Source organism: Pseudophaeobacter sp. TrK17 (genome assembly GCF_042192375.1).
Lineage (GTDB): Bacteria > Pseudomonadota > Alphaproteobacteria > Rhodobacterales > Rhodobacteraceae > Pseudophaeobacter.
Genome location: NZ_CP071700.1, coordinates 1942952 through 1955940, shown reverse-complemented (window position 1 = coordinate 1955940; position 12989 = coordinate 1942952). Strand labels below are relative to the sequence as shown.

Annotated in this window: 15 protein-coding genes; 7 read left to right on the top strand and 8 right to left on the bottom strand. The window is 56.2% G+C overall.

Translation table 11 applies throughout. The annotated features are described in order from the left end of the window. Nucleotides 1-9: 9 nt before the first annotated feature. Nucleotides 10-1356, top strand: coding sequence for an IS1380 family transposase (locus JZI28_RS09160; RefSeq protein WP_040176196.1), 1347 nt, complete (start codon nucleotides 10-12; stop codon nucleotides 1354-1356). 11 nt (nucleotides 1357-1367) lie between these two features. On the opposite strand, the gene JZI28_RS09155 is transcribed toward JZI28_RS09160, so the two are convergent. Next, nucleotides 1368-1508 (bottom strand): hypothetical protein, encoded by a 141-nt coding sequence (locus JZI28_RS09155; RefSeq protein WP_158441640.1) that lies wholly within the window; start codon nucleotides 1506-1508, stop codon nucleotides 1368-1370. Nucleotides 1509-1978: 470 nt separating this feature from the next. On the opposite strand from JZI28_RS09155, the gene JZI28_RS09150 reads away from it, so the two are divergent. From JZI28_RS09150 to JZI28_RS09125, 6 genes are all read left to right on the top strand, one after another. Then, nucleotides 1979-2275 (top strand): hypothetical protein, encoded by a 297-nt coding sequence (locus JZI28_RS09150; protein WP_375699919.1) that lies wholly within the window; start codon nucleotides 1979-1981, stop codon nucleotides 2273-2275. Beyond that, a complete protein-coding gene (locus tag JZI28_RS09145; protein ID WP_375699918.1) occupies nucleotides 2272-2718 on the top strand; it encodes a hypothetical protein in 447 nt (148 codons plus the stop codon). The genes JZI28_RS09150 and JZI28_RS09145 overlap by 4 nt, the downstream gene beginning before the upstream one ends. Nucleotides 2719-2728: 10 nt before the next feature. Next, nucleotides 2729-3589, top strand: coding sequence for a hypothetical protein (locus JZI28_RS09140; RefSeq protein ID WP_375699917.1), 861 nt, complete (start codon nucleotides 2729-2731; stop codon nucleotides 3587-3589). Beyond that, nucleotides 3589-3768 carry a hypothetical protein gene (locus JZI28_RS09135; RefSeq protein WP_375699916.1) on the top strand — a complete coding sequence of 60 codons (180 nt, stop codon included), beginning with the start codon at nucleotides 3589-3591 and terminating at the stop codon, nucleotides 3766-3768. Before JZI28_RS09140 ends, JZI28_RS09135 begins: the two co-directional genes overlap by 1 nt. A 177-nt stretch (nucleotides 3769-3945) precedes the next feature. Beyond that, the gene (locus JZI28_RS09130) at nucleotides 3946-4140 is read left to right on the top strand and encodes a hypothetical protein (protein WP_375699915.1); all 195 of its coding nucleotides are present in this window, start codon (nucleotides 3946-3948) and stop codon (nucleotides 4138-4140) included. A gap of 308 nt (nucleotides 4141-4448) precedes the next feature. Further along, nucleotides 4449-5216 (top strand): SDR family oxidoreductase, encoded by a 768-nt coding sequence (locus JZI28_RS09125; RefSeq protein WP_375699914.1) that lies wholly within the window; start codon nucleotides 4449-4451, stop codon nucleotides 5214-5216. Nucleotides 5217-5238: 22 nt separating this feature from the next. Here JZI28_RS09125 and JZI28_RS09120 read toward each other — a convergent pair whose 3' ends face one another. The 7 genes from JZI28_RS09120 to JZI28_RS09090 all read right to left on the bottom strand — a co-directional run bounded on the left by JZI28_RS09120 (nucleotide 5239) and on the right by JZI28_RS09090 (nucleotide 12984). Continuing rightward, nucleotides 5239-6105: an acyl-CoA thioesterase II gene (locus tag JZI28_RS09120; RefSeq protein ID WP_353402012.1), complete on the bottom strand. Its 867-nt coding sequence runs from the start codon at nucleotides 6103-6105 to the stop codon at nucleotides 5239-5241. A 13-nt stretch (nucleotides 6106-6118) separates the two neighbouring features. Further along, on the bottom strand, nucleotides 6119-8080 hold the full coding sequence (locus JZI28_RS09115; RefSeq protein WP_375699913.1) for an acetoacetate--CoA ligase: 1962 nt from the start codon (nucleotides 8078-8080) through the stop codon (nucleotides 6119-6121). After that, nucleotides 8077-9288, bottom strand: a complete 1212-nt coding sequence (locus JZI28_RS09110) for a serine hydrolase domain-containing protein (protein WP_375699912.1) — start codon at nucleotides 9286-9288, stop codon at nucleotides 8077-8079. The genes JZI28_RS09115 and JZI28_RS09110 overlap by 4 nt, the downstream gene beginning before the upstream one ends. 32 nt (nucleotides 9289-9320) lie before the next feature. After that, the gene (locus JZI28_RS09105) at nucleotides 9321-10085 is read right to left on the bottom strand and encodes an enoyl-CoA hydratase/isomerase family protein (RefSeq protein WP_297338856.1); all 765 of its coding nucleotides are present in this window, start codon (nucleotides 10083-10085) and stop codon (nucleotides 9321-9323) included. Nucleotides 10086-10294: 209 nt separating this feature from the next. Continuing rightward, entirely contained in the window at nucleotides 10295-11323 is a 1029-nt protein-coding gene (locus JZI28_RS09100) for a phosphotransferase family protein (protein ID WP_297338857.1), read from the bottom strand. Between the two features lie 12 nt (nucleotides 11324-11335). Then, nucleotides 11336-11986, bottom strand: coding sequence for a histidine phosphatase family protein (locus JZI28_RS09095; protein ID WP_375699911.1), 651 nt, complete (start codon nucleotides 11984-11986; stop codon nucleotides 11336-11338). A 2-nt stretch (nucleotides 11987-11988) separates the two neighbouring features. After that, nucleotides 11989-12984 (bottom strand): nitronate monooxygenase family protein, encoded by a 996-nt coding sequence (locus JZI28_RS09090; RefSeq protein ID WP_297338859.1) that lies wholly within the window; start codon nucleotides 12982-12984, stop codon nucleotides 11989-11991. Nucleotides 12985-12989: the final 5 nt, after the last annotated feature.

The following is a 12989-nucleotide window of genomic DNA, read 5'->3' as shown; positions in this document are numbered from 1 at the left end:
TGGTGGATTATGGATCACCCAGAGGGTGCACGCGAAACGGGTGATGGGCGGCTCAGTTTTGACCGCCGGGTCCGGCTGGAGTTTCATGGTTCCAAGATCAGCTCGGACGGTGGATTACTGTTGTTCAGGGAATTGGATGAAGTGCTCGGCCTGCACGACATTGCGGGCGGATTTCTGAGAGACACGCGAACTGGCCACAATCGCCTGCACTCACTGGTCGGCTTGTTGCGCCAGTCGGTCTTTGGGCGGCTGGCCGGATATGATGATGTTAATGACGCGGACCGTTTATCGCTTGATCCGGTGATGCGGCAGGTCGTTGGAGGGCGTGCCGTTGAGGCCAAGGCCGCGTCTGCGAGCCAGATGGGACGGTTCGAGACCGAGGTGTTGGCGGCAACCGACAATCGCACTGTGCTGGCGGATTTATCAGGACACTGGATCGACCGGGTTCACAATCGCAAACCGCCCAAGTGGATCACGCTCGACATGGACAGTTCAGTCAGTCCCACCCACGGCGCGCAAGAAGGCACCGCTTGGAACGGGCATTTCGGCTGCATGTGCTATCACCCGCTGTTCGTCTTCAACCAGTTTGGCCATTTGGAACGCTGCGCCCTGCGCCCCGGCAATGTTCACAGCGCAGATGGGTGGGAAGAGGTTCTGAAGCCCGTCATCGCGCGATATGCGGATCGTCACCTGATGCGGTTCTTCCGGGGGGATGCTGCGTTCGCCATCCCGGAGCTATACAAAACTCTGGAACTGGAAAACTATTTCTACGCCATCCGCCTTCGGGCCAATCGCGTTCTTCAGGGCAAGATTGCGCATCTGCTCAAGCGCCCTGTGGGTCGTCCGCCAAAAGGCGTGAAGCGCATCTACGGCGACTTCCAATATCAGGCGGCATCTTGGGACAAACCTCGTCGTGTCATCGCCAAGGTGGAATGGCATCCCAGCGAGTTGTTCCCGCGCGTGGGCTTCGTGGTCACCAACATGCCGATGGAACCCGACTGGATCATCCGCTTCTACAACCAACGCGGCACCGCCGAGCAATACATCAAGGAAGGCAAGCAGGCGATCAACTGGACCCGTTTGTCCTGCAAAGGCATGGCGCAGAACGAGGTGCGGCTGCAACTCCATGCACTGGCTTACAATATCGGTGCCTTCCTACAGGGCACTGATCTACCTGATGAGATAGCCGACTGGTCACTGACAAGCCTGCAGACGCGATTGATCAAGATTGGTGCGAGGGTTGTGCGTCACGCCCGTGCAATCACCTTCCAACTGGCCGAGGTGGCTGTCAGCGGCGATCTGTTCAACCGCATCCTTGCGGCCATACATCGGCTGCGCGCACCGCCGGTTCCCTAATGACAACATCGTTAATCATAAAACCTGAACAAAAGCGGCTCAACCGGTCTATCCATACGGGGGTCGGTCAGACCAATATCCGGATCAACCTCGCCCCCGAGACCGGAAATCGTGCTCAGTTCGCGCGTCAGATGCCCGAACAACGGCACCATGGGTCCAAGAGGCTTGATAGGAGCGCAGAACAGCGGCAAGGTGGGCGGGAGGACGTTCCACTTGGGGAATGTCAGTTTGAATTGATCAACCCTGGCGCTGATGAAATCCGCGTAAAGGTGGGATTGGGCCGGGGTGACATTCGGGACGCGCGCCTTGTGTTGTCCGGTGCGATTTCGTCAAAATCATTGTCTCCAAATGCGTTCTATACGGGCGCGCCTGTGGTTTGCCCAAATGGGGCAACAACGATTCTTTCCGGTTCCTATGTCAACCGGCGCGAATTGGTCATTGTCTGCGATGAAGACGCAGCAGCAAAGGTTTATATCTGCGGATATGCGGGCTCTTTGGCAGGGCAGGGACTGCCCCTTGCGCCGGGTCAGTCCTTGACGCTGGAAACGTCTGCATCTGTCTACTGTCGCAATGATACCGGCGCGGCCGTGGCCGTGGCTGTGGCTGGAATGGCGTGGTCGTCATGAGCGGATTTAGTGCGCCACAGGCAAAGACATTTGGAAACGATCAAATTTGGCAAGATGTAACGGCTGATCGGATCGGTTGGGAAACGGTCTATCATAACAACACCAAGCAATCCATTGCAGTGCTTTCACAATTGAATGGGGGGCAGTTTCAAGTTTCGGCTGACAATATTACTTGGGTGACGCTCTCAAATCCCCGAAACTTTGGGGAATCTGCGATCGTTCCACCCGGCTCTTACTACCGTTTCTCAGGCGGCGGTGTAGGCCTCTGGGCCGAAATGAGGGTTCCAGCATGAATGGTTTTTTTCATCCTGAACGGGGCTATTGGCAGACGGTAAGCGATGCGCCCCCCAATACCCTGTCAATGTATCCAGAGGGAACTATTGAGGTTCCCTTAAGCCCTGGACCCCATTGGGAATGGGACGGGCAAGCTTGGATTGAAGGGGATAAACCTGCACCTGTTCCGGCCACCTTGTCGCCTTCGCGCTTTGAGTGGCTTCTGGCCTTCACCGGGCTTGATGAGGTCTGGGCGGCTCTGGAAGAGGCTGCGCGGGGATCTGATCGGGCGACCTATGCAACGCTTAAGGCGATGCGGCGCAGCCAGTCTTTTCACCTTTCTACCACTCTGGAAATGGTCGGAACCTTTCGCGCCCAGGCAATTGCTCTGGTGCCGGATATTGACCTTTCAGAAACAGCAATCCGCGCCGCCTGGGAACAGGCCGCAAACGTAAAAATCTAAGGGGGGCGATATGTCCAAAAAGGGAGTTCTGGCAGTTCTGGGCGCGGCAAGCGTTGTGGGCATATATGCCGCTTGGCGCGAGAGTAAAAAAGCCGAACAGGTTGAAATTTCTTACATTCAACCGGCGGGCCAATTGACCGGTGGTTCAATGGCAAAGCTGCAGGCATGGGAAGCGGCGCAGCCCAAGCGCAGCGCCAAAGACGCCTTGATAGGCTGGGGAGTTGAAACCCTGTTTGGCGCTATTGAAAACGGCGGCTGGCTGGATGGCTTGGGCGGCAAAAAAGGCAGCTCGCCGGCTACCTCTGGCGGCTGGGAGCGTGACCAGGTTCCAGGCCTGCCTTCCAATACAAATAGTGCGCCGAAAAAGGGCGTCACGGGACTGTTGGACCTGATCGGCAGCGTTGAGGCTCCAAAGGGCTATGACCAGGTGTATGGGGGCATCCGCCGTGGAGATCAGCCGCCACGTCCCATCACGTCTATGACAGTGGGAGAGGTTCTTGACTGGCAAGACAGCATAGACAGCAAATATATGTCAGAAGCTGCTGGCCGCTATCAGATCATGGAAGACACTTTGCGCGACCAGGTGAACAGCGGCGCGGTTTCAGTGAACCAGCGTTTTGACGCAGCCACGCAAGACAAGATTGCAGTCTCATTGATGAACAGGCGCGGCCTTGCCAGTTATCAAGCCGGAATAATTGGCGCCGATGAATTTGCACAGAACCTGTCGAAAGAATGGGCCTCTTTGCCAGCCATCACAACGGATGGGAGAGGTCGGACTGCAAAAGGTCAGAGCTACTATGCAGGCGACGGTCTGAACAAGTCGCACGTCAAGCAATCAACAATTCTGGACTATGTGAAGGGGTTGCTCTGATGGTCGCACCGTTGATTTGGGCCGGGGTCGCACTGGGCGGGCTCTACCTGGGCGGCAGGGCCTTGAATGAAGTAGGCGAAGCTGCTGACAAAACAGCAAAACTCGCAAAATGGTCTACAGCTGGCGGCGCTCTTTATGTGAGCTATTTGGCCCTGAAATCTGGCGGTGTGCTGAAATGAGCGCCGCCGAGATCCTGCAAGCTGTCCTGGGCCTTTTGGCCGTGGGTGGCATTGGGGGCGTTTGGTTTCGCCTGGGCAGCGTCCAGCGCGGACAAGATGAACACGCGAAAGACATTGAACACCTGGGCGGGCGCGTTCGGGAAATTGAACTTCACCTTTGGAAAGGAGCGTAAGCTTATGAAATCTCTAATTCTCACTCAAATGTTGCGGCCCATGGTTGGGCCTATGATCCGGCACGGGGCAACCGTCCTGGGGGGCTATCTGATGGCCCAAGGATATGCAGACGAAAGCACCGTTGCGCAAATCACGGGCGGCTTGACCGCTGCGGGTGGTGTGGCTCTGTCTTTGCTGGAAAAGAAAATCCTGTTTTAACAGTCGGATAGAGCTTGAAGTTATAACGCCGTGGCCGCAGGGCTGCGGCGTTTTACGTTATAGACCGCTCGAGTCGTCCTCGAGGACATCGATCCAGGATCTGCAGGAGGGGTTGCAAGTATATAAAATTTCGGCCATTAAAGACGATATCGCTGGCAACAAAAGAAAGGGCGCAGAGGTTAGTTTGGGGAAAGACGCATAATCGGTATTATGTAAAGTATAGTTGTTCCGTTCCGTCACACCGGATTGGCAGACCCCGAAAACCACAGTAGCCTTTATCCAACAAAACCAAAGACAAGGCGACAGAGATGGATATCAAGGGTAGTTGCATAGTTGTAACCGGCGCTGGACATGGCATTGGCAAAGGGCTGGCAGAAAAATTTGCAGATCTTGGCGCGGCCCATGTGATCTGCGCTGATATTGATCTGGAAGCTGCAAAAGCGACCGCAGACCATATTGGAGGTGTCGCGCTGCATCTTGACGCTGGTAGCGAAGACAGCATCAAGGGGCTGATTGATACCGTTGAAGACAGCATCGCACCGATAGATTTGTTCTGTTCCAATGCCGGGATACTGACCAAGGGTGGATTTGAAGTTCCCAATGATGAATGGCAAAAGATTTGGGATATCAATGTGATGTCTCACGTTTGGGCCTCGCGTCATTTGGTGCCGCTGATGTTGAAACGTGGTGGTGGATATATGCTCAACACTGCCTCGGCGGCAGGCCTGTTGAACCAGATTGGCGCGGCGCCCTATGGGGTGACCAAACATGCGGCGGTTGGGTTTGCTGAGTGGCTGGCCATCACCTACGGGGATCAAGGCATTGGTGTCTCGGTTCTTTGCCCACAGGCCGTGCGATCTGAAATGACCCGTGGATTGGAGAAAAGTGTCGCCAGTCTCGACGGTTTGCTAGAGCCGGATATGGTTGCAGACTGTTGTGTAAAGGCGATTGAGAACAATGAGTTCCTGGTTCTTCCGCATCCACAGGTAAAGGACTACATGCAGGCCAAAACGTCCAACTATGGGCGTTGGATTACTGGCATGCAAAGGCTGCGGGACCGCTTTGGTGGCATGTAATGTGAGATAGGCTGATGGGGCTTTATCGTTCTTTGATTGGCCGCATTAGTCCTTCCTGCGCGACACTGGCGACCAATTGGCCGTCCTGAGTATAGATCGAGCCGCGATTGAAGCCGCGGCCGCCGCCGCCAAAAGGTGAGTCCATTGTATAAAGGTGCCAGTTTTCAAACTGCACCGGAGCATGGAACCACATGGCATGGTCCAGACTGGCTGTCATCGCTTCTGGCTTGTGCCAGGTGAGCCCATGGGGCCGCAGCGCGGAACCAAGCAACCCAAAGTCGGAGGCATAGGCCATCAAAACATGTTGCAACTGCGGCCCTGCCCCTTTGGCCGCCTCCATTCTTATCCACATATGATTGATATCACTAGTGATTTCTGGATCTAGCGGATCACGCGGTTCAATATCGCGGATTTCAAAGGGACGCTCTTTGATGAATTCCGCATATTGATCCTCTGCGATGCGATGGGCATGCTGGCGATGCAATTCATCGCGGGACAACAGCCCGTCTGGCGCTGGCACATCGGGCATTTCATGCTGATGTTCCCAGCCAGACTCCACCAAATGGAATGAGGCTGCCAGGTTCAGGATCTGGCGACCATTCTGGATCGCGGTGACCCGACGGGTGGTAAAACTGCCGCCATCACGGGCTGGATCCACCTCGTAGATCACCGGTTTGCTGGGGTCGCCGGGCCGGATGAAATAGGCATGCAGCGAATGGCACAACCGTTCGGGAACACTAGCATAGGCGGCAGCCAAGGCCTGGGCAATGACCTGGCCACCGTAGATCCGCATGGGCGTCTCTCCGCCCGAGCCAACCCCGCGATAAAGATTGGTATCGAGCTCTTCCAGATCAAGAAGATTGAGAAGAACACTCCCAGCGTCAGTCATTTAGCAGTTCTTTCTAAGATGTATTTCGGTCGTTCGCATAGGCAATGAATACATCAAAGCTGTCAGGGTTCACCATCGAGTCTCGGTTCACAACCTTTGCAGGGTCGCCCCCCAGTAGCAGCTTTTTCACCGGAACTTCCAGCTTTTTGCCTGATAGCGTGCGGGGAATTTCCGGCACTTCAATAATTTCGTCAGGCACAAAGCGAGCGGATACAAACTGACGGATGGAAGATTTAATCTTATCCTTCAGTGTATTATCCAGGCTTCCGGGCTGTGTCAGCACCACAAAGAGCGGCATAAAGCTTTCTTTGCCAAGGAATTCCAGATCAACAACCAAACTGTCCTGTATCTCCGCCAGCACCTCCACCGCCTGATAGATTTCGGATGACCCCAACCGCAGTCCGCGACGGTTGATCGTGGCATCGGAACGGCCGTAGATGACCGAGCCACCCTCGGAGGTGAAGGAGATCCAGTCCCCATGCCGCCAGATGCCTGGATAGGTGTCAAAATAGCTTTCAAACAGGCGTGATCCGTCCTCATCTCCCCAGAAAAACAAAGGCATAGAGGGCAAAGGTTCGGTGCAGACCAATTCTCCGACCTCTCCGGTCAGCTCGGCGCCAAAAGGATCAAAGGCCCGCACCGCATTGCCAAGCACACGGGCCTGCATTTCACCGGCCCGAACGGGCAACATCACGTTGCCGGCGACGAATGCGCCGCCAAAATCAGTGCCGCCAGAAATGGGCGCCAGCCAGATATCTGGGCTCACCGCGCGATAGACCCAGTCATACCCATCCGAGGTCATCGGCGACCCGGTTGCCCCAAGTGAAACCAGAGCGGAAAGATCCAACGTGGCGTCGGGGGTGATCCCGGACTTGGCGCAGGCAGTGAAAAAGGCGGCGCCAGCACCAAAATACGTCATCTTCTCATCTGCCACCCGCCGCCAGATATCCAACATATCCGGGTAGTTAGGGGCGCGATCATAAAGCATCACTGTGGCACCCTGCCCCAAAGCCCCAAATTGCGAATTCCACATGATCCAACCAGATGAGGTCAGCCAGCAAAAGCGGCTGCTGGGGCTCAGATCAAGGTGAAGCGATTGTTTGGTGCCTTCCAGCAGAATGCCGCCGTGGCCGTGCACAATCGGCTTGGGGTTGCCGGTAGTGCCAGAGGAATAGACGATCCACAAGGGGTGGTCAAAATCGACCTGCGCAAACGTCAGCTCTGCCGGGCGATGCAACAGGCCTTCCCAGGCGACAGAGCCCGCGGGGAGAGGTTGGTCATTTGCGGCGACATAGATATGGTTCTGCAGGTCCGGTAAGTCAGCGACAACCTTTGCCATCTCGTCCTTGCGGCTGATCTCTTTGCCGCCATGCATATAGCTGTCCTGATAAATCAATACCTTGGGTTTGATCTGTCGGAACCTGTCGAGGATGGCAACATGGCCCATATCTGGCGCACAGAGCGACCAGATGGCACCCAGGCTGGTCGCTGCAAGGCAGGCTATAATGGCGCTTTCGGTGTTGGGAAGGATGGCGGCGACCCGGTCGCCCTGCCCGACCCCCATGTCACGCAGATGTGCGGCCAGGCTTGCGACCTGCGCGCGCAGCTCGCCAAGGCTAAGTTCTGTGCGGCCAAAGGTTTCAGAATGGATGATAAGAGCCTGATGGTCCTCCTCAACACCTCTGGCAGCAAGGATATTTTCGGCCCAATTCAACTTTGCTCCGGGGAACCACTTGGCACCCGGCATTTTGCGCTCTTCCAGTACAGTGCTGGCCGGTTCCGAGAACTTGAGTTCAAAATAGTCACAAATGCTTTGCCAGAACGCCTCCAAGTCGGTGGTGCTCCAGGTCCACAGCGCGTTGTAACTGTCAAAATCCAGGCCTTTGGTCTGCTTTAGCCAGTTTTGGTAGGCCGCCAGCTGGCTGGCCTCTGCGCGTTCGGATGTGGGGGTCCACAGGATTGGGTTTTCGTTCATGACAAAATGGCTCCGTGCACCAGGGCTTTGAGTTCAGCCCGTGCTGGGTACGAGCTGGAAGGAGAGAGCTGGGTGAAAAAGACCACCGAAAGGTCCAGTATTGGATCCACCCAAAAGAAGGTCGAGGCCATTCCGCCCCAGCTGAAATCGCCAACAGATCCGGGGCAGCGCGCCCGGGCTGGATCTAGTACCACAGCCCCTCCCAGGCCAAAGCCCATGCCCTCCATCGGCTGTTCGGCAAAGCTTTGTGGTCCCATAGAGGCAATGTCACCTGGAAGGTGGTTTTGCATCATAAAATCAACGGTTTTTGGCGAAAGGATAAAGCCATCCTTGCCGCGCCCACGCTGGCGCAGCATCTCGGCAAACAGCATATAGTCGTCAAGGGTTCCCACCAGACCACCGCCACCAGACATCATATCGGCGGTTTCAAAGGGGGAGCCGCCGTAAAGATCGGTCAGGCGTAGAGACTCGCCGCCAGTTTGTGCGGAATTGAGCGCCATGGCGTCCCCGGACAGCGGAGTATAGAGCGATGCAAAGCGGTTGCCCGCCTGCCGTGGAACCCGAAACCCAGTTTCTGCCATCCCCAGAGGTTGGAAGATCTCTGTTTCAAAGAACTCTGCAAGTGTCTGACCAGAAACAATTTCGACCACTCGTCCCAGGACATCAATACCGACGGAATACTCCCAGCGGCTGCCCGGCTGGAACGCCAGTGGATAGCTGGCCAGGTGGGAAACCATCTTGCCCAGATCGCCCTGGTTGGGTTTGAACATCAGCTGTTCACGGTCCATGGCTTGGGACAGGATGCCGGGGTTGAACGGGTAGCTTAACCCGCCGGTATGGGTCAGCAGTTCGTGCAGGGTTGGCGATCGAGAGGACTCGGTTTGCTCGATCGAACTGGCACCGGGTACCAGCGCCTGCATCTGAGAGAATTCTGGAATGAAATCGGACACCGGCGCATCAAGGTGAAACAATCCCTTTTCGGCCAGCATCATCAGCGCCACAGAGGTCACAGGTTTGGTCATGGAATAGATCCGCACCAGCGTATCGCGGGTGAAGTCCAGGTTCTCTTCCAGGTTCCGGCGGCCTGCCGCATGAAAATACTGCTCAACACCACCCCGATTGATCAGAAGGGAGCTGCCCGCATATTTTCGTTCATCCACATAGTGTTGCTGCCATTGCTTTAAGTTCTCTAGCCGGGTTTTATCCATTCCCTGCACCCCCCATATTCGCCTCTATGTCGCTATCTTTGATCTATCATGCGTTGCATGGCCGCGACGGTCTGGCTGTTGAACCAGCCGCCGTCAGGGGCGTTGCCGCCTGCCGCCAATGCTGTCTTGATCTTTTTGATTGTCTCGCCTCTGAGCTGCTGCTTGATCGAGGCATATGCCATCGACGGAAGCTCAGCCAGCTTGCGCGCCTCTGACAGGGAGTAGCCTGCCAGATCTTCAAGGTCGTCTGCGATAATGTCGATAAAGCCAAAGTTACGCGCCGCGATGGGGCCAATGGGTTGGCCGGTGAGCATCATGCGCCGCTGGGTATCGGCGTCCAGGGTTGCCTTGGCGATCTCCAAGGGGCCAACCGGGAAATCCGCCCCAACGCGAACCTCTGCGAGACCAAAGGACGATTTGTTCAGGGCAACCCGACGATCACTGGCAAGCACAAAGAACAACCCACCCGCAATCGCCGCCCCACCGACAGAGGCCACGACCGGTTTGGGGCAGGCATAGAGCGCCAGAAAGCCTTCGTTGAGGCCACGCACAATTGCCTGCTGCTGCTCTAGATCAAAATGCTGCGCTTCCTTCAGGTCAAGCCCGGCAGAAAACACCTTGAAAGGACTGCTTAAAATGATGCACCGCACGGCGTCATCCGTGCCCAGCCGGGTGATCAATTCGGCAAATTCCATCAGGAACGCAGCACTCAGCGCATTGACGGGGCCACGGCCCAACTGCAGCTCAACTATCCCATCTCCAAGATCACGTGTGGTGAGGGTATCACTTCCTGTCATCCGGGCTCTCCTTTGCTCAGAGTTCGCCTTCTGTTGCCGAAGGCTTTGATTGACATATTGCGCAGTCCTGAAGCCCCCGGTCGAGGGTAAAGAGCTACGTATAACCACGCAGTACCGCATGGTCAGGCCTGTCTAGCCAAGAGAGGTAAACAAATGCGGGCAGATGTTGCCCGCATTTTTCCAAACGATACATGCGATAGATCAAAAGGTTATTTATTCAGCGCTTCCAAACCGCTACGGGCAAACAGTGACACAAATCCACCCAGTTTGACGGCGCGTTCGGGGTTTGAGGCATTGCCATCAAGCGCGCGTTTCAGAACGCCCTGCAAAATTCCCCCCATACGGAAAAAGCTGAAAGACAGGTAGAAGCCAAAATTGTCAATTCCGTCCAATCCCCGCCGCTTGCAATAGCTTTCGATAAAGGCCTGATCCGAAGGCAGACCAAGCGCGGCGCGATCAATACCCGCCAGGCCACGGCCTTCGCTTCCCGGCGGCATTTGCCACTGCATGATAACCCCGGCAAGATCCGCATATGGGTGGCCAATGGTTGACAGCTCCCAGTCTAACACGGCCTGACAGGTCGGCCCGTCGCTGGCAAAGATCATATTGTCGATCCGGTAATCCCCGTGCACAAGACCCCGTTGTCCGTCCTCTTTTGGCATCGCTTTTTCAAGGGCTTGTATCAGCTCGTTCATCTCTGGGATGACCTCGGTTTCCGAGGCGCGATACTGTTTGGTCCAGCGCGCCAGCTGGCGCTCAAAATAGTTGCCGGGAGGGCCATAGTCCGCCAAGCCGACCGCATCGATGTCCACCTGATGCAGCGAAGCCAGAACCCGGCTCATCTCATCTACCACCGCAGCGCGGGATTGCGGGTCCGAGTCCGGCATACGCGGATCGGTGAGGTTGCGCCCGGCCACGTGGTCCATCACATAAAAGGCTGAGCCAATGACATCGTCATCTTCGCACAGCAGATGCATCTTGGCCACCGGCACATCGGTGTCCGCCAGAGCTTTTTGAACCCGGAATTCACGATCAACCGCATGGGCCGATTTCAGCAAAACCCCCGGAGGTTTGCGCCGCAGCACATAGTTTCCTTCGGTGGTTTTTAACATGAAGGTGGGGTTCGATTGCCCGGTTTGAAACTTCACTACCTCAAAATCGCTGTCAAATCCCGGCAGGCGGCCGCGAAGATAGGCGCCAACGGCCTCGTGATCCAGGGTCTGGGTCTTTGTGCTCATCTTCTGTTCCTGTCAACTATAGGTCATAAGAGCCGCACGCTCCGCGTTATGAAAATGCGGCACAGAATTGAATTCGTGGAGAAAAAACTTCTCCTTTGAGAACACGAACCGGCTGGTGGATGTGTTCTTGATCTGAAGGTTCAGCGCGATCATCTGATCGTTGGGCAGGGAAAGGCTGTCCGCTACCAACCGGGCGATGGCTCCGCCCGAACTTACCACCAATACCCGTTCCACCCTATCAGAAACCGCCGCCTGGCGGGCCCGTTCGACCCTGTCGCAAAAGGTGAGCCAGCTTTCACCCGCCGAGGCAATGCCGCCCTGCTGCCACTCTGTCAGCGTTTCCCTGAGGGCACGAAAATGCGTCTTGCGATCTGTGATGACATCATCCGGGGCCACACCGCCATAGCGGCTGTTGAGCAGGTCGTGAAAATCATACTCATTCCAGCCCGCATGCTCTTCTGCAGCTCCGTCAAACCCCATTTCCTCCAGGGTTTGCTTTTGACGCATCAAGCTGCCGGTGATCATCCGATCCGGGACCCAATCAAGGGCACGTAAGGTATCGCCCAGGGCGCGCGACTGTTGCCGCCCCAGGTTGCTCAGATCATCATAGTTCTCGGCCCCAAACGAGGCCTGACCATGGCGAACAATCAGAAGTTCGGCCATGGTCAGCTCTTGAACTCGCTGGCCAGTTTTTTACCAGCGGCGTGGTATTCGCTGGCAATGCGATCTACCAATTCCCCCGCAGAGCAGATCGATTTTACATCGCCAATGCCTTGGCCAGAACCCCAGATCTCTTTCCAAGCCTTTGGTTTGGAAGAGCCGCTGCCAAAGTTCATGGAAGAGGAATCTGCCTGGGGCAGGTTTTCGGGGTCCAGACCGGCCTGAGAAACAGACTTCTTCAGATAGTTCCCCCAAACGCCTGTAAAGAGTGAGGAATATACAATGTCCTCTGCGCCGCTTTCGACGATCATTTGTTTGTAATCCTGTTGGGCGTTTGCCTCATGGGTGGCGATGAAGGGCGAGCCGGCATAGCCAAAATCAGCGCCCAAAGCGCGCGCCGCCAACAGGGCTTCGCCGCTGGCGATTGCGCCGGACAGCGCCAGCGGGCCATCAAACCAGCTGCGGATTTCACGGATCAAGGCAAAAGGCGACTGTTCGCCTGCATGGCCGCCAGCGCCGGCAGCCACGGCGATCAACCCGTCAGCGCCCTTGTCGATGGCCTTTTTGGCAAAGGTATTGTTGATCACATCATGCAACACCACGCCACCACAGGAATGTGCCGCATCATTCACTTCAGGACGCGCGCCCAGCGAGGTGATCCAGATCGGCACCTTCCAGCGGTTGCAGATCTCCAGGTCGCGTTCCAGCCGTGCGTTCGAGCGGTGAACGATCTGATTGACCGCAAAGGGTGCGGCGGGCTGATCAGGGTTTTCCTGATTGTGGCGATCCAGCTCTTCGGTGATCTGCTTGAGCCAAGCCTCCAGCAGGATCGGATCCCCCTCGCCTTCGCGGGCATTTAGCGCTGGAAAGGCGCCGACGATGCCCGCCTTACACTGGGCAATCACCAGTTCTGGCACAGAAATGATAAACAAAGGCGAGCCGATCAGCGGCAGGCGCAGGTTTTGCAGCGCCTTGGGGAGGCGTTGATTGGGTGAAGACATCTTTT